General features: G+C 56.5%; 14 protein-coding genes. 11 read left to right on the top strand and 3 right to left on the bottom strand.

Features of this window, described 5'->3' with window-relative positions; all coding sequences use genetic code 11:
• Nucleotides 1-61 precede the first annotated feature (61 nt).
• From FCN45_RS21105 to FCN45_RS21070, 8 genes are all read left to right on the top strand, one after another.
• Nucleotides 62-1,456 carry an LLM class flavin-dependent oxidoreductase gene (locus tag FCN45_RS21105; protein ID WP_137387150.1) on the top strand — a complete coding sequence of 465 codons (1,395 nt, stop codon included), beginning with the start codon at nt 62-64 and terminating at the stop codon, nt 1,454-1,456.
• Complete coding sequence (locus FCN45_RS21100) at nt 1,453-2,472, top strand: methionine ABC transporter ATP-binding protein (RefSeq protein ID WP_137387149.1); 1,020 nt, start codon at nt 1,453-1,455, stop codon at nt 2,470-2,472. Before FCN45_RS21105 ends, FCN45_RS21100 begins: the two co-directional genes overlap by 4 nt.
• On the top strand, nt 2,469-3,167 hold the full coding sequence (locus FCN45_RS21095; RefSeq protein ID WP_137387148.1) for a methionine ABC transporter permease: 699 nt from the start codon (nt 2,469-2,471) through the stop codon (nt 3,165-3,167). Before FCN45_RS21100 ends, FCN45_RS21095 begins: the two co-directional genes overlap by 4 nt.
• Entirely contained in the window at nt 3,164-4,039 is an 876-nt protein-coding gene (locus FCN45_RS21090; protein WP_101761172.1) for a MetQ/NlpA family ABC transporter substrate-binding protein, read from the top strand. The genes FCN45_RS21095 and FCN45_RS21090 overlap by 4 nt, the downstream gene beginning before the upstream one ends.
• Nucleotides 4,040-4,216: 177 nt before the next feature.
• Nucleotides 4,217-5,656 (top strand): MFS transporter, encoded by a 1,440-nt coding sequence (locus tag FCN45_RS21085; RefSeq protein ID WP_137387147.1) that lies wholly within the window; start codon nt 4,217-4,219, stop codon nt 5,654-5,656.
• Nucleotides 5,653-6,867, top strand: a complete 1,215-nt coding sequence (locus FCN45_RS21080; protein WP_137387146.1) for an acyl-CoA dehydrogenase family protein — start codon at nt 5,653-5,655, stop codon at nt 6,865-6,867. Before FCN45_RS21085 ends, FCN45_RS21080 begins: the two co-directional genes overlap by 4 nt.
• 481 nt (nt 6,868-7,348) lie before the next feature.
• Nucleotides 7,349-7,693, top strand: a complete 345-nt coding sequence (locus tag FCN45_RS21075; protein WP_137387145.1) for a toxin — start codon at nt 7,349-7,351, stop codon at nt 7,691-7,693.
• Nucleotides 7,686-8,000, top strand: coding sequence for a DNA-binding transcriptional regulator (locus FCN45_RS21070; RefSeq protein WP_137387144.1), 315 nt, complete (start codon nt 7,686-7,688; stop codon nt 7,998-8,000). The genes FCN45_RS21075 and FCN45_RS21070 overlap by 8 nt, the downstream gene beginning before the upstream one ends.
• 134 nt (nt 8,001-8,134) lie before the next feature.
• Here FCN45_RS21070 and FCN45_RS21065 read toward each other — a convergent pair whose 3' ends face one another.
• Nucleotides 8,135-9,082 carry a sulfonate ABC transporter substrate-binding protein gene (locus FCN45_RS21065; protein WP_137387143.1) on the bottom strand — a complete coding sequence of 316 codons (948 nt, stop codon included), beginning with the start codon at nt 9,080-9,082 and terminating at the stop codon, nt 8,135-8,137.
• Nucleotides 9,083-9,336: 254 nt separating this feature from the next.
• On the opposite strand from FCN45_RS21065, the gene FCN45_RS21060 reads away from it, so the two are divergent.
• The gene (locus tag FCN45_RS21060; RefSeq protein ID WP_137387142.1) at nt 9,337-11,394 is read left to right on the top strand and encodes an FUSC family protein; all 2,058 of its coding nucleotides are present in this window, start codon (nt 9,337-9,339) and stop codon (nt 11,392-11,394) included.
• A gap of 15 nt (nt 11,395-11,409) precedes the next feature.
• The gene (locus tag FCN45_RS21055) at nt 11,410-12,099 is read left to right on the top strand and encodes an aspartate/glutamate racemase family protein (RefSeq protein ID WP_137387141.1); all 690 of its coding nucleotides are present in this window, start codon (nt 11,410-11,412) and stop codon (nt 12,097-12,099) included.
• Nucleotides 12,100-12,137: 38 nt separating this feature from the next.
• On the opposite strand, the gene FCN45_RS21050 is transcribed toward FCN45_RS21055, so the two are convergent.
• A complete protein-coding gene (locus tag FCN45_RS21050) occupies nt 12,138-13,205 on the bottom strand; it encodes a LacI family DNA-binding transcriptional regulator (protein WP_137387140.1) in 1,068 nt (355 codons plus the stop codon).
• Between the two features lie 99 nt (nt 13,206-13,304).
• On the opposite strand from FCN45_RS21050, the gene FCN45_RS21045 reads away from it, so the two are divergent.
• On the top strand, nt 13,305-14,072 hold the full coding sequence (locus tag FCN45_RS21045; protein ID WP_137387139.1) for a YdcF family protein: 768 nt from the start codon (nt 13,305-13,307) through the stop codon (nt 14,070-14,072).
• 30 nt (nt 14,073-14,102) lie between these two features.
• On the opposite strand, the gene FCN45_RS21040 is transcribed toward FCN45_RS21045, so the two are convergent.
• Nucleotides 14,103-15,014: a ketopantoate reductase family protein gene (locus tag FCN45_RS21040; RefSeq protein ID WP_110867062.1), complete on the bottom strand. Its 912-nt coding sequence runs from the start codon at nt 15,012-15,014 to the stop codon at nt 14,103-14,105.
• Nucleotides 15,015-15,186 lie beyond the last annotated feature (172 nt).

Raw genomic sequence — 15,186 nt, 5'->3', positions numbered from 1 at the left:
TAAAAATTAACTGACGAACGCCGGGTCGTAACACGATCACGGCCTCGCTATGGAGATTGCTATGCCATCGCAACGTGAAATTCGCTTGAATGCATTTGATATGAACTGTGTCGGACACCAGTCGCCGGGCCTGTGGGCGCATCCGCGTGACCGTTCCTGGCAATATAAAGATCTGGAGTATTGGGTCGATTTGGCGCGCCTGCTGGAGCGCGGCAAATTTGACGGCCTGTTTATCGCCGACGTGCTCGGCGTTTACGACGTACTCAACGGCAACGGCGATGCGGCGATCCGCCAGGCGACGCAGGTGCCGGTCAACGATCCGTTAGCGCTGATCACGCCAATGGCGCTGGTCACCGAACATCTCGGCTTTGGTCTCACGGCGTCGCTGTCGTTTGAACATCCCTATCCGTTTGCGCGCCGCTTATCCACGCTCGATCACCTGACCAAAGGCCGCATCGGCTGGAACATCGTCACCTCGTATCTGGAGAGCGGGGCGCGCAACATTGGGCACAAAACCCAGACCGATCACGACAGCCGCTACGATTACGCCGACGAGTATTTGCAAGTGGTGTACAAGCTGCTGGAAGGCAGCTGGGAGCAGGATGCAGTATTGCGTGACCGCGAACGCCGTATCTTCAGCGACCCGCGTAAAATCCATCCCATCAATCATCAGGGCACCTTCTTCAACGTGCCGGGCATTCACCTGTGCGAACCGTCACCGCAGCGCACGCCGGTACTGTATCAGGCGGGCGCATCGAGTCGTGGCAAACAGTTTGCCGCAGAACATGCCGAATGCGTATTTGTTGCCGCGCCGTCGAAAGTGCTGCTGAAGAAAACCGTCGCCGATATTCGCCGCCGCGCGGCGGAAGCGGGGCGCGATCCTTACAGCATCAAAATCTTCAATCTGCAAACCGTGATTGTTGGCGAAACCGATCTGGCGGCGCAGGCGAAATGGAAAGAGTACACCAGTTGGGTCAGCTACGAAGGCGCGCTGGCGCTGGTATCAGGCTGGACCGGTATCGACTTCGGTCAGTATCAGCCGGATCAGGTGCTGAAATATATCCACACCAATGCCATTCAATCGGCGGTCGAAACCTTCTCCACCGCCGATCCCGACCGTCAGTGGACGGTAAAAGCGCTGGCGGATTGGGTCGGCATCGGCGGTTTTGGTCCGCTGATTGTCGGCAGCGCGGAAACCGTCGCGGATGAGTTGCAAAGCTGGGTTGAAGAGACCGACGTAGATGGCTTCAACTTCGCCTACGCATTGACGCATGAAACCTTTGAAGATGTGGTGGAGCTGCTGATCCCGGAGCTGCAAAAGCGCGGCGTCTACAAAAAAGAGTACGCGCAGGGCACGTTGCGCGAGAAGTTATTCTCCTCCGGCCCGCAGCTGCAAGCACCGCATCCGGGCGCGGGCTATCGCGTTAAATCCTCCACGCCGCAGGAGGTCTCATGATCGAGATAGATCATCTTAGCAAACACTATCGCGCGCCCGACGGCCGCATCACCGAGGTGCTGAAATCCATCAGCCTGCAAGTACCGCAAGCCAACATCACCGCGGTAGTTGGGCCGAGCGGCGCGGGTAAATCGACGCTGGCAAAGTGCATCAGCCTGCTGGAACAACCGAGCGCCGGCAGCATCCGTGTAAACGGCAGCGATCTCTCACGTCTGAATGGCGAAGCGCTACGTCAGGCGCGTCGCTCAATTGGTACCGTGTTCCAGTCTTCCGCGCTGCTGCAACGCAAAACCGCGTGGGAGAATATCGCCTTGCCGCTGCACTATCTTGGCGTGGTGGATCGCGATATCGCCGCGCGCGTGGGCGAATTGCTCGATAGCGTCGGCCTCAGCCACAAAGCCAAAGCCTATCCTGGCCAGCTTTCCGGTGGTCAGCGGCAGCGTATTGGTATCGCGCGTGCGCTGGCATTGCGCCCGTCGGTGTTGCTGGCAGATGAAGCCACTTCAGGGCTCGATCCCGAAGCCACCGTCACCGTGCTCGACCTGCTGAAAAAACTGCGTGATGACTACAAGCTGGCGATTGTGCTGATCACCCATGAAATGGACGCGGTGCGTCAGGCGGCAGATGCGGTAGCGGAAATTCGCGACGGCCAAATCGTGCAGTACGGTGTGGTGAAAGAGCTGCTGGCGCAACCCGATTCGCTATTGGCACAGCGCCTGTTCCCGCTGGCGGCGCAGGCGGGCGATGCCGAACTGGTGTTGCAGCTGAGTTATCGCACCGATGTGCCAGTCGCCAGCGACTGGATTTCGCGCCTCAGCCAGCAGTTTGGTCTGCGTATTGATCTGCTCGGCGCGCACGTTGAGCAGGTGAATGGTCTGCAAGCTGGCCGCCTCAAGGTGGGCATTCACTATCAACAGGAACGCGTGCCGCTGGCGCGTTTACTGTCGCAGCTGGAACAGCTGGGCTTAGTTGCCAGCGTTTCCGGCAGCGTGCTGCTATTGCGGGAGGCGGTATGAGCGTATCAGTGATGAGTCAGGATACGCCGTGGCCAGATATCCCGGCGCTGATGCTGCCCGCTCTGGGCGAAACCGCATTGATGGTGGCGATCGTGATGCTGTTCGTGATCACGTTTGGCGGCATCGTCGGCGTGGTGCTGTTCAACACCTCGGTGCGCGGTCTGTTTCCGCATCGCGGAATTAATAGAGTGTTGAGCTGGATCGTCAACATGGGCCGTTCGCTGCCGTTTCTGGTGCTGATGGCGGCCATCATTCCGTTCACCTTCTGGCTTACCGGCACCACCATCGGCATTCCTGCCGCCGTTGTGCCGATGATCGCCGCGGGTATTCCGTTCTTTGGCCGTTTGGTGGACAACGCGCTGCGTGAGCTGCCCGGTGAAGTCACGGCGGTGGGCTTGGTGTGCGGCGGTTCGCGCTGGCAGATCATCCGCTCGGCACAACTTAGCGAAGCGCTGCCGGCGATTGTGGCGGCAGTGACGCTCAACCTGATCTCAATGATTGAGTACTCCGCCATTGCCGGCACCATCGGCGCGGGCGGTATCGGCTATCTGGCGGTGGTGTACGGTTATCAGCGCTTCGACAACCACATCATGATCGCCACCATCGTGGTGCTGATCGCCTTAATTCAAACCATTCAATTTCTCGGCGACCGTTTGGTCACGGTATTACGCCATCCTCAGGGGACATCGTTATGACAACACAAGATTTCGAGCTGCGTAAAACCCGCCGCTGGCCGTGGCTGCTACTGATTATAGTGGTCGTTGTACTTGCAGCAGGCGGCTGGTTCTGGCGCAGCCAACAGGCGCAGGCGGTGGTCTTTGGCACCACGCTGAAGGTGCATTTTGAACCGGCGATGGCGGGCGAGCAGAAGCTGATTGAATACGTTGGCGAGCACATCGCGCCCGATTATGGCCTGAAGCTGGAGGCGGTTGGCGTGCAGGATCCGGTGCAAGCCGACCGCGCGGTAGCGGAAGGGCAGTATGCCGCCACCGTGTATCAGCATCAGTGGTGGCTAAAGCAAGTGGTGGATGCCAACGGTTTTGCGCTCACCTCAACGCTGCCGCTGTTCCAGTGGGCGTTTGGCATCTACTCCGATCGCTACACATCGGTAGCGGATCTGCCGCAGGGCGCGACCATCGTGGTGCCGGATGACGGCGCCAATCAGGGCCAGGCATTATGGTTGCTGGCGCGTCAGGGTTTAATCACGCTCGATCCCAACGTCGAGCCGCGCACGGCCAAACTGAAGAACATTGTCGGCAATCCGCACGGTTTCGTGTTTAAAGAGCTCGATTTGCTGACCATGCCGCGTGCGCTCAACTCGGTGGATGCGGCGATTGGTTACGTCTCGCAATTTGATGCCGGTAAAGTGCCGCGCGAAAAAGGCATTCTCTTCCCGCCTGCGCCGCGCACTTTCGCCTCACAGCTGGTGATTGGCACGCCTTATCTGGACCAGGAAAACATCGAGAAGCTGAAAAAAGCCTTCTCCGATCCGCGCGTCCAGCAGTGGTTGAAGACCACCGACGATCCGCTGGTAAAAGGCGTGTTGGTGCCGGTCTCAGCCGAATAAAGTGTTGCTGTTTGAACACCCGGACGCGTCAGGCGTGTCCGGGTTTTTGTGTTGGCTAAAAACCATTTATCTAATTGATTTTAATGTAAATTTATATAAAGAATTGTTGTTTTGGCGCAGCCAGAAAAACGCTTATAACAACCTCACCCGCACTACAAAACAACAACGTGAGGCGTTATGAGTTCTCTTCCTTTAGAAAACACCATTCCGGTTTCCGAACCGGTACGTTCGGTCAGTGATGTGGCAAGGCTGATCAACACTCGCACCAAAAATGACAACTACGCGCGCATGATTGTGTTCCTCGCGCTCGGCGGCGTGTTCCTCGATGCCTACGATCTCACCACGCTGTCGTACGGCATCGATGATGTGGTGCGTGAGTTTCAGCTCTCGCCGCTGCTCACCGGCTTAGTCACTTCCTCAATTATGGTTGGCACCATCGTTGGCAATCTGGTGGGCGGCTGGCTGACGGATAAATATGGCCGCTATTCGGTGTTCATGGCCGACATGCTGTTCTTTGTGGTTTCAGCGATTGCGGCGGGGTTAGCGCCGAACGTCTGGGTGCTGATTGGCGCGCGCTTCCTGATGGGCGTGGGCGTCGGCATCGATTTGCCGGTGGCGATGTCATATCTGGCGGAGTTCTCCAAATTCGCTGGTAAAGGCAACAAGGCATCCCGACTCGCAGCCTGGTGCCCGATGTGGTACGCCGCCTCAACGCTGTGCTTCCTGCTGATCTTCGCGCTCTACTTCCTGCTGCCGAAAGAGCATCTTGACTGGCTGTGGCGCGCGTCGCTGCTGTTCGGTGCGGTACCGGCGCTGCTGATCATCGCGGTGCGCAGCAAATTCATGAACGAATCGCCACTGTGGGCGGCGAATCAGGGCGATCTGAAATCCGCGGTGCGCATTCTGCGTGATTCCTACGGCATTCACGCCCACGAAGCGGAACACGAAACGCCACCGGCTGCTGCGGCACCGAAAGTGAGTTTCCGCGTGCTGTTTGAGAAACCGTGGCGCGAACGCACCATCGTCGCGGGTGTGATGAACATCTGTATCTCGTTTGAATACACCGCCATTGCTTTCTTCCTGCCGTCGATTCTGGCACAGTTCCTCGGCGCGGGCGTGTTTGAAACCATCTCGGCATCGCTGGGACTCAACGCGCTGTTCGCCTTTACCGGCGGCCTGCTTGGCATGCGTCTGGCGTGGAAATATCCGTCGCGCCACGTCGCGATTGCTGGCTTTGCCCTGCAATTCTTTGCGCTGATCGCGCTGGCGTTAATTGGTCATCCGCAAGCCATCGCCGGAATCGTCTTTGCAGTATTGATGCTCGGCTTGTGGCTGTTTGCCGAAGGCTTCGGGCCGGGCGCGCAGCTGATGGTCTATCCGGCGCTTTCCTATCCAACCTCGATTCGCGCTACCGGCGTGGGCTTTAGCCGCGCACTTTCTGGCATCGGCAGCGCGTTAGCGCTGTTCATCCTGCCGATTCTGCAGGCCGCGCTCGGCACCAACATGTTTTGGGTGGTTTCGCTGGCAGCGATCATCCCAATCTTCTTCCTGCTGGCGGTGCGCCACGAGCCCACGCTGCATGACATCGACGATCTTTCACCTCAGGAGTCACCATGAGTTTACTGGCAACAGGCACCGATTATGAGGCGCTGGCGGCGCACTTCCGGCCGATTTTCGCGCGCATCGCTGAAGGAACGGTGGCGCGCGAGCGGGAACGTACTTTGCCGCATCAACCGATTAGCTGGCTGAAAGAGGCGGGATTCGGCACGGTGCGAATTCCGCAAGAGAAGGGCGGTTGGGGCGCATCGCTACCGCAGCTGTTCCAGCTGTTAACCGAGCTGGCAGAAACCGACTCGAATCTGCCGCAGGCGCTGCGCACGCATTTCGCTTTTGTCGAAGATCGATTGAATCAGCCGGATAGCGCGGAACGCGATCGCTGGTTTGGCCGTTTTATTGATGGCGAGCTGGTGGGCAGCGGCTGGACGGAAATTGGCACGGTAAAACTCGGCGATGTCATCACGCGCGTCACGCCAGGCGAAAGCGGCTGGACGCTGAGCGGCGAGAAGTTTTACAGCACCGGCACGCTGTTCGCCGACTGGATTGATGTCTATGCGCGCCGCAATGACAATCAGGGCGACGTTATCGCTCTGGTGAACACTCACCAACCCGGGGTGACGCGTGAGGACGACTGGGACGGCTTTGGCCAGCGCTTAACCGGCAGCGGCACCACGCGTTTCGCTAACGCCCATGTCGAGCAGGAACACGTCTACGATTTCGCCACCCGCTTCCGTTATCAAACCGCTTTCTATCAGCATGTCTTGCTGGCCACGCTGGCGGGAATCGGTCGTGCGGTGGCGCGCGATGGTGCGCAGGCGGTGGCGGCGCGAAATCGGGTTTACAGTCACGGCAACGGCGGTGTTGCGCGTCAGGATGTGCAGATTCTGCAGGTGATCGGGCAAATCACCAGCCTGGCGTTTGCGGTGGAAGCCACGGTGATCCGCGCGACACATTCACTGCAATCAGCATATGTTGCCCACGTTAGCAACGATGAAGCGCAAATTGCCGCCGCGAATGTGCTGGCCGAAGCCGAAGCGGGGCAGGCGCAGGTGATTGCCAGCGAATGGGTGACGCGCGCCGCCACCGAGCTGTTTAACGCACTGGGCGCATCGGATACGCGCGTCAGCAAAGCGCTGGATCGTCACTGGCGCAATGCGCGCACCCTGTCGTCACATAATCCGGTGGTGTACAAAGCGCGTGATATCGGCGACTGGAAAGTGAATGGCACCGCACCGACGGGGATTTGGCAGATTGGCAGAGGCGAGGGCTGATAAAACCCGGTGCGCGTAAATGCGCACCCTACAAATGCTCGAATCGTAGGGTCACTCCATCAATATCAGATTATGGTCCAACATTTGGGGTGCAGTTCATGAATGGCGACCATAACTTACAAACCCATTAAATCATCACGTTACATCACTATGTGAACCACAATCCAAAATTCAAAACTGTTCAATATTAAGCCAAAATTTACATTCGTGATCGCTGATTTATTAATTATGATTGGCTCTGTTTTTTTAAATGGATATCAGTAACAGGGAGCAACAGTATGCAATCAGCTAGCTTTCAAACAGGTATTTTTGGTTCACATAGCATCTGTCCCCACGGCATACAAACCCTCATCAGAGAGATGATTCTCTACACATTCTGAAAAAACTAACTGTTTAAATTATCCGAGATTCAACGCGGATATTCGTTGAGCTATCCCCAATTTGGGGATATTGTATCTCTTGGTTGGGGATAGGCACAAACATGCACGCGACATTTATTGAGCTGTCCAGCTTTCAGAAGTACCGGGTGGAATACCTGAGCGATGATCAGTTTAGGCTTTTCCAGAATATGTTGATGGCCGACCCTGAAAAGGGCGACGTGATCCCAGATACGGGCGGCCTGCGTAAAGTCCGGTTCAGGGATGAGCGTCGAAACAAGGGCACAAGAGGCGGCATTAGGGTTATCTATTACTGGACGAACGAAAAAGGCCAGTTCATCCTGTTTACCATTTACGATAAGGATCAACGCGACGATCTGACCAAACAGCAGCGCGACGCCTTGGGTTCGGCGCTGAACGTGATTAAAAAGGGGCTGAGACATGACTGAACGCGATATTTTCAGTGAGCTGATGACGGGAATGCAGGAGCTGAAAGATCATAAGGACGGAAAAATCACGCTCAAGACCTACCAGGTCAGCAAGCGCGCGCCCGTCACCATCGCGCCACAGGAGCTGCGTGATGTACGCGAAAAACTTAACCTTTCTCAGGCCGTTTTTGCGCACTACCTTCACACAGGTGAAACCACCTATCAAAACTGGGAGCAAGGCAGGTCCAGGCCTAACGCCCAGGCTGTTTTGCTTATACGCATGGTTCAGCAGAATCCTGAAACCCTGAAAACGCTCGCACAGCTTTAACACACGCGGTTGTTACTCATCGTACCGTCAAAGTTTGAACCTATTGCACGAGGCAAAAAAGCGTTTGAATAATGACTACCATTACGAATAAAAGATAAATCCGGGCCAATAGTCAGGCCCGGATTTATTTATTTTTACTTCTTATCCAGCGACCAGGTCGCGCTGCGCACATCCACTTTCACCGGCAACATTCCCACGCGCGTAAAGGTATCCGCTAACGCCTGCTGCTCATCAAACACCTGCGGCGACATGCGTGACGCGCCGTAAGGCAGGCGTTTAATGGTGGTTTGCCAGATGGATTTATCCAGGCCGGTTGATTTCGACAGAATCGCTGCCGCGTCATCCGGGTTCTTGTTGGCCCAATCGCTGAGTTTGCTCAACTCATCGACAACCTGTTTCGCAGTATCAGGATGACCTTCCGCGAACGGACGGCTGGCGAGATAGAAGGTGTAATGTGGCACTAATCCTTCCGCATTGCGGATTTCACGCGCACCGGCATTGGCTTCCACTTCGGCAAGGTACGGATCCCAAATCACCCATGCATCAATCGCGCCTTTCTGGAAAGCCGCGCGTGCATCGGCGGGCGGCAGATACACCGGCGTCACGTCTTTGTAGTTAAGCCCCGCATCTTCCAACGCTTTCACCAGCAGATAATTGACGTCAGAACCCTTGTTCAGACCGACGCGTTTACCTTTCAAATCCGCTACGCTTTTAATGGCGGAATCTTTCGGCACCACGATGGCTTCGGTTTTTGGGTTAGCCGGTGAATGACCGAGATAGATCAAATCGGCTTTCGCTGCCTGCGCGAAGGCAGGCGGCGCATCACCAGTTGCTGCCAAATCAATGCTGCCGACGTTTAAGCCTTCCAGCATTTGCGGGCCCGCCGGGAACTCCACCCAGCGGATAGCGATGCCTTCCTTCTTAAAGGTTTCATCCAGCGTGCCGCGATATTTCAGCAGGGCAAAGATGTTGGCTTTTTGATAGCCGATGGTGACGGTTTCTGGGTTAGCGGCAAAAGCGTGCATGGAGAGCAGGCCAAAGCTGAGAGCTAAAGCGCTCAGGACAGGAAGTTTTGCTTTCATGATGATTCTCGCGTGGTTTTTTTGCCACCTTAGCAAAGCCCTTATATAACCAATAAATAACTAATTTTGATCGCTTATAACTATTATCTATGTGATCTGGATCATTCACTGTAATCAGCAAACGCGTCCGCCATTTCCATAGATGCCCATATAATTAGCACGGTAATAATTTGTATAACAAATCAAAATGCCATTGCCAAAAGCTTCTGTCAGGATAAGCCATTCCGCTGCCTGCATAAGGTTTTACCCGTTCTATGAAGTGGTTTTCACGAAGCGCAATGCTGTTTTCTGCCAAAACCTGTCTTGCTGCCTTTCTGGCTTTTTACATTGCTCTGGAACTCAATCTCGATAAACCGGCCTGGTCACTGACTACAGTGTACGTTGCCTCGCAGCTCTATTCGGGATCGACGGTATCGAAATCGGTTTTCCGTTTCTTCGGCACCCTGCTGGGCGGCTTGTTTACGCTACTGATCTACCCCGCCACGGTGCAGGATCCGCTGCTGTTCAGCCTGTGCATCTCCCTTTGGGTCGCGGTTTGTCTCTATCTTTCGCTGCACGACCGCACGCCGAAAAGCTATGTGTTTATGCTGGCGGGCTACAGCGCGGCGATCATGGGTTTTCCCGATGTGGTGTCGCCCTCGGCCATCACCTACACGGTGATCTCGCGTGTTGAGGAGATCACTGTCGCTATCGTCTGCAGCAGCCTGGTGCATCGCCTGCTGTGGCCGGTCTCGATGCGCAATCTGTTAGAGCAGAGCGTGAACCTGTGGTATCAGAACGCGCGCAAGCTGTGCAGCGAACTGGTCACGGCGATGCCCGCTGAGAAGTCGGTGGAGCGCGAAGATATCCTGATTCAGATGGCCAACTATCCGCTTAACGTCGAAACGCTCATCACGCACTGCGTGTATGAAGGCGATGCCGCGCGGCGTCTGGTGCGCTTAGTCAGCGTGCAGTATCAGCATCTCTCCTATTTCATCCCCACGCTGACGGCAATCGAATCGCGCCTCAATCTGCTGGCGCAGCAGCAAATCCGTTTCCCCGACTTTATCGCCGAGGTGTTTCAGCAATTTTTGCTGTGGCTAAATGGTGAAGATCAGCTGCCGGTGCGCGACCAGCTCAGCCACGCGCAAGATCAGCTGAAACGGGCGTGGCAACAGGGCAGGCTCAACAGCGAAGAGAGCATTTTGCTGAGCGGATTGCTGGAGCGCTTACTCAATTTTGTGCGCATCGTTGATGCCTATCAAAGCGTGAGCGAGCGCGTCAGTGAATGGACGCCCGCGGTCAAAGCCGGAAAAATGGCGCGCGCGCACAAACACGTCGATAAGGGTTTGTTGCTGTTGTCGTCGTTTACCGCGTTTATTGCCACCTTCGTTACCTGCGTATTTTGGATCGGCAGCGGCTGGGTGGATGGTACCACCGCACCGATGATGGCGGCGGTGCTGTGCTCCTTCTTTGCCGGCATGGACAGCCCGATTGCGCCGATGAAACTGTTCCTGAAAGGGGTGCTGATCTCTGTGGTGATCAGCCTGCTGTATATCACCTTGCTGATTCCGCAGGCGGTGACCTTCGAAGCGCTGGTGATTTGCCTTGCGCCGGGCTTGCTGGCGCTGGGATTGGTTATCGCCAATCCGTCAACCAACCTGATTGGCCTGATTGTCGCCACGCAGATTCCCGGGCTGATTGGCATGAGCCACAACTTCAAGCCTGATCTACAGCTTATAGTGAACGCTATTCTTTCGACGCTGGTGGGCATTACCTTCGCGGTGGTGATCACGGCGCTGATCCGCAACAAGCGCCCGTCGTGGACCGCCAAACGCGCGGTGCGCAAAGGTATCCGCGAGCTGCTACAGTTTACCGCCACGGTGCGGCTCAACAGCGTCACGCTGACCGCGCGTCAGCAGTTTGTTTCGCGCACGCTGGATAAGGTCAACATTATTCTGCCGCGTAAGCGTGTTGATCCGGTGCCGGAGTTGGTCTCCGGCGGCAATCTGATTGCCGAAGCCTGGCTGGGCGCAAACTGCTACGACTATTACACGCGTCATCGTGAGCTGCTGCTGGCGCATCACATCGAAAGCGCGGCGATGTTCCATGAGCTGAGCCAGTTTCTTAAGCGTCGGTTAAAATCGCTGCAAACCGCGCCGCAGCCGGAATTGTTAGCGGAATTGAATACGTTGTTGTTGCGGCTGGAAGCGGCAGCGTTGCAGGAGAACACGCTGTTTGCGCCAATGTTCCACCTGTTCAATATTCGCTTATCGTTGTTTCCTGCAGCGCGCTGGCCGGAAAACCATTACAGTGCTGAGCAGCATGTTTAAAACGGAGTTAAGCAGATGAAAATGATCGGTTTGATTGGCGGAATGAGCTGGGAATCCACCGCGCTCTATTACCGTATTATCAATGAGCAGGTGAAGCAGCAGCTGGGCGGTTTGCACTCCGCGCGCAGCCTGATGTACAGCGTCGATTTCCACGAAATTGAAAAGCTACAGGCCGCTGGCGAGTGGCAAAAAGCCGGCGAGATCCTGGCAGAAGCGGCGCTCAGTCTGGAAAAGGGCGGCGCGGATTTTATTGTGCTCTGTACCAACACCATGCACAAAGTCGCGCAGCAGATCACTGATGCGGTCCGCATTCCGCTGCTGCATATCGCCGATGCCACCGCGCAGCGCATTCGTCAGGCGGGCGTAAAAAAAGTCGGCTTGCTAGCAACGGCGTTCACCATGGAACAGGAATTCTACAAAGGCCGACTTAATCAGTCGGAGATCGACGTTTTGGTTCCCGATGCAGCCGGTCGTAAAGTGGTGCACGACATCATTTATCAGGAACTCTGTCTTGGCGTGATCCGCGATGAATCTCGCGCGCAATACCGCAAGATTATTGCTGAGCTGGTGGAGCAGGGCGCAGAGGCGATCATTCTCGGCTGCACCGAAATCACCTTGCTGGTAAAAGCGGAAGATGCCAGCGTGCCGCTGTTCGATACCACCTTGATTCACGCAGAAGACGCCGTAAAACTCGCACTCGGGTAATTACGACCAGGTGCGCAAATTCGCGCACCTAAACTTATTTATGAGGTGCGCTTTAACTTGCGCGCCAACACCTGCAACTGCTGCGCAATCTCCGCCACATCCACCTCATCTTGCTGCGGCGTCGCGGTGGTTTCCCGCAACACTAACTCGGTTTCCAGCGTCTCCTCTGCCATATCGCCACCTTCCAGCTGCGCCAGCAAGCGATCAACGCTTACCGCGCCCAACTGCTGCAAATCCTGACGCACGGTGGTTAATGGCGGCTGATACCACGCGCTTTCCGCGGTATCGTCGTAGCCAATCAGCGAAATCTCCGCCGGGATCTTCACGCCGTGCTGATGCAGCGCGCGCATCGCGCCGAGCGCCATTTGATCGTTAGCCACCAGTAGCGCTTGCGGCAGAGTGTTGGGCAACCGCGCCAGCAGCGCCTGATAACCCGATGCCGCGCTCCAGTCACCGCTCAGCACGCAGAATGGCCTGAGCTGGTGCGCCGCCAGCGCCTGTTGCCACGCGGCGAAACGCGCGCGCGCCGAGGCAGAACTTGCCGGGCCGTTTAACACGCCAATCTGGCGATGGCCGAGCGCCACCAGATGATCGACCGCCTGCTGCGCACCGGATTCGCTCTGATACTGGCACTGCGCCACTTCAGCGCTGCGCTCCACATCAAGAAACAGCACCGGCTTGTTGTCGCACTGTTGCTGAATCTGCGCAGCCTGCGCCGCATCGAGCGGCAGGTTGATTAGTAGCGCATCCACGCGCTGCGCCAGCAGTTCATTCACTGTATCCTGCGGCGCATTATCGGGATTCGCCATGGCGATCACCAGATGATAACCCTGCGCCGCCGCCCGTTGCTGAATCGCCGAAGCGATCTGCGCGGGCGCCATCAAGGCTAAATCGCTGGTGGCGAGACCCAGCGTGCGGGTGTTTTTGCCCGCCAGCTGCTGCGCCACGCGATTCGGCACATAGTTGAGCTGCTGCATCGCGGCTTCTACTTTGGCGCGGGTGCGCGGCGAAACCTGCTCGGAATGGTTGAGGACGCGGGAAACGGTTTGATAAGAAACCCCAGCCAGATGAGCAACATCGTCGAGGGTTACGGAGCGCGCAGTCATGAATCTCTCCTGAAGATTAAGCTGCGAGTGTAGCAAATTTTTCCCTGCCGACACGCACTTAAGCCGCTACACTGCCAAAGGTAAAAAGAGGAGAACCGGATGCAGCTCAATAACCATCAGATTCAGGATATCAACACCCTGGCGGCCTGGCTGGCGCTGGATCAGATGCCACAAGATGGCACGCTCGACATCGATTTAGCCATTCTCGCTGGTCACGCGGTCCTGCCGAACGTGGAAGCGGTGATTGCCGTGGCGAAAAAGTATCAGCTGCCGTTATTGATCAGCGGCGGCACCGGTCACTCAACCTCGCTGCTGGTGGAGATGCTTGCCGCACATCCGCTGTATCGCCAAATCGACAGCAAAGGCAAAAGCGAAGCCGAGTTGCTGGGCGATGTCGCCCGCGTATTTGCCGCGCTGCCGGACGATTTGCTACTGCTGGAAACCGCCTCACGCAACTGCGGGGAAAACGCCGCCTTCAGCCAAAAGCTGCTGGATGAGCACAGCTGGCAGCCGCAGCGCGTGCTGCTGGTGCAGGATCCGCTGATGCAGCGTCGCACCTGGGAAACCTTCCGCTATCAATGGCGCGATCGTGCGGATGCACCGGAATTTATCAGCTGGCCGGTATTTGTGCCGCAGGTGATGATGGACGCGGGCATGCTGCGCATCATCGGCGCGCCGCCGCAAGGATTGTGGTCGATGGAGCGTTTTCTGTCGCTGCTGATGGGTGAAATCCAGCGCCTGCGCGATGATGAAAACGGCTACGGGCCGCGCGGAAAAGGTTTTCTTGGCCACGTCGAGGTGCCAGAAGCGGTGGAAGCCGGTTGGCAACGCCTGAAGCAGTTGCCCGGCGTGCAGTCACGGTTGTGATGTTTCGGTCGCCATGAATGGCGACCAACGTTATCGGTTCTGCACATACACCTGCAAATTGACATACACCGCGTTCAGCAACGGCGTCACTACGCCGCTGCGTGCGCCGCGCACCAGCAGATCGCCAATCACCTGATCGGCCTCAATCTCAAAGCCCTGGGTTAAATCGCGGTACATTGACGAGGTCATCGCCGCTTGAGGATTGTTCAGCGTCTCATAAATCTTCGCCGTCACCGCCGGACGCTGCTGATAACCTTCCGCACTCAGCACCGCCAACACTTCGCCAAAAACGCCTTGCAGCAGCGCTTCGCCACCTTGTGACGTCAGCACCTGTTGCGTATTGCCACGCGCGATACAACACACCGCACCCAGCGTGCTGAGCAGCAACCATTTTTCCCACAGCTCGCTGATGATGTTGTCGGCAAACACCGTATCAAACTGCGCCACGCGCAGCGCTTCATCCACGCGCTGCAAACGCGCATCGTTGTGACCGTCCAGCGCGCCGTAATAGAGAATATGCAGCGGTGTCATCTGCATCACTTCGCCATTTTCTCCCAGCGTGGCGTTGATTTTGCACAAGCCGCCAATCACCTTGTCGCCAAAACGCGCGCGCAGCGTATCGAAATGCCGCATGCCGTTGAGGATCGGCATGATCAGCGTGTCCGGACCGACGGCGGGCGCGATGTCATTCATCGCCTGATCCAGCGCGAAGCTTTTCACCGTCAAAATAATCAGATCGTAATGGCCATCAAGCGAACCGGCCTGCGCCAGCTGCGGCTGAATCACTTCGCTGCCGCCGGGCGTTTTCAGCACCAGACCGGTTTGCTGCAACTGTTGAAAACGGCGCTCGCGCACCAGAAAAGTCACATCACGTCCTGCTTGCGCCAGACGCGCACCAAAATAGCCGCCGGTGGCGCCGGCGCCGACTACCAGAATACGCATGGTCAATTTTCCCGTTGAGAGTGAAAGTCTTACCTTAAAGTGACCGGCGACGGCTTTCCAGCCCGTAAATGCTGAATCACCTACAAGATTTTAACGATGTTTAAAAAAGGCTCAAACTGTTCGTATTTACTCGTACAATAGGTTTAGGCTGTTGCGCAGCGGCGGGCAATGG

The organism is Pantoea sp. SO10 (genome assembly GCF_005281435.1).
GTDB lineage: Bacteria > Pseudomonadota > Gammaproteobacteria > Enterobacterales > Enterobacteriaceae > Pantoea > Pantoea leporis.
Note: the sequence above shows the minus strand (reverse complement) of the source record. Positions and strands in the feature narration are given on the sequence as shown.

Excerpts from the sequence above, each read along its gene's own strand:
- FCN45_RS21055 (WP_137387141.1), top strand. The coding sequence starts at position 11,410 with ATGAAAATGATCGGTTTGATTGGCGGAATGAGCTGGGAATCCACCGCG.
- FCN45_RS21065 (WP_137387143.1), bottom strand. The coding sequence starts at position 9,082 with ATGAAAGCAAAACTTCCTGTCCTGAGCGCTTTAGCTCTCAGCTTTGGC.
- FCN45_RS21045 (WP_137387139.1), top strand. The coding sequence starts at position 13,305 with ATGCAGCTCAATAACCATCAGATTCAGGATATCAACACCCTGGCGGCC.
- FCN45_RS21080 (WP_137387146.1), top strand. The coding sequence starts at position 5,653 with ATGAGTTTACTGGCAACAGGCACCGATTATGAGGCGCTGGCGGCGCAC.
- FCN45_RS21095 (WP_137387148.1), top strand. The coding sequence starts at position 2,469 with ATGAGCGTATCAGTGATGAGTCAGGATACGCCGTGGCCAGATATCCCG.
- FCN45_RS21105 (WP_137387150.1), top strand. The coding sequence starts at position 62 with ATGCCATCGCAACGTGAAATTCGCTTGAATGCATTTGATATGAACTGT.
- FCN45_RS21090 (WP_101761172.1), top strand. The coding sequence starts at position 3,164 with ATGACAACACAAGATTTCGAGCTGCGTAAAACCCGCCGCTGGCCGTGG.
- FCN45_RS21085 (WP_137387147.1), top strand. The coding sequence starts at position 4,217 with ATGAGTTCTCTTCCTTTAGAAAACACCATTCCGGTTTCCGAACCGGTA.
- FCN45_RS21100 (WP_137387149.1), top strand. The coding sequence starts at position 1,453 with ATGATCGAGATAGATCATCTTAGCAAACACTATCGCGCGCCCGACGGC.
- FCN45_RS21060 (WP_137387142.1), top strand. The coding sequence starts at position 9,337 with ATGAAGTGGTTTTCACGAAGCGCAATGCTGTTTTCTGCCAAAACCTGT.
- FCN45_RS21040 (WP_110867062.1), bottom strand. The coding sequence starts at position 15,014 with ATGCGTATTCTGGTAGTCGGCGCCGGCGCCACCGGCGGCTATTTTGGT.
- FCN45_RS21075 (WP_137387145.1), top strand. The coding sequence starts at position 7,349 with ATGCACGCGACATTTATTGAGCTGTCCAGCTTTCAGAAGTACCGGGTG.
- FCN45_RS21050 (WP_137387140.1), bottom strand. The coding sequence starts at position 13,205 with ATGACTGCGCGCTCCGTAACCCTCGACGATGTTGCTCATCTGGCTGGG.
- FCN45_RS21070 (WP_137387144.1), top strand. The coding sequence starts at position 7,686 with ATGACTGAACGCGATATTTTCAGTGAGCTGATGACGGGAATGCAGGAG.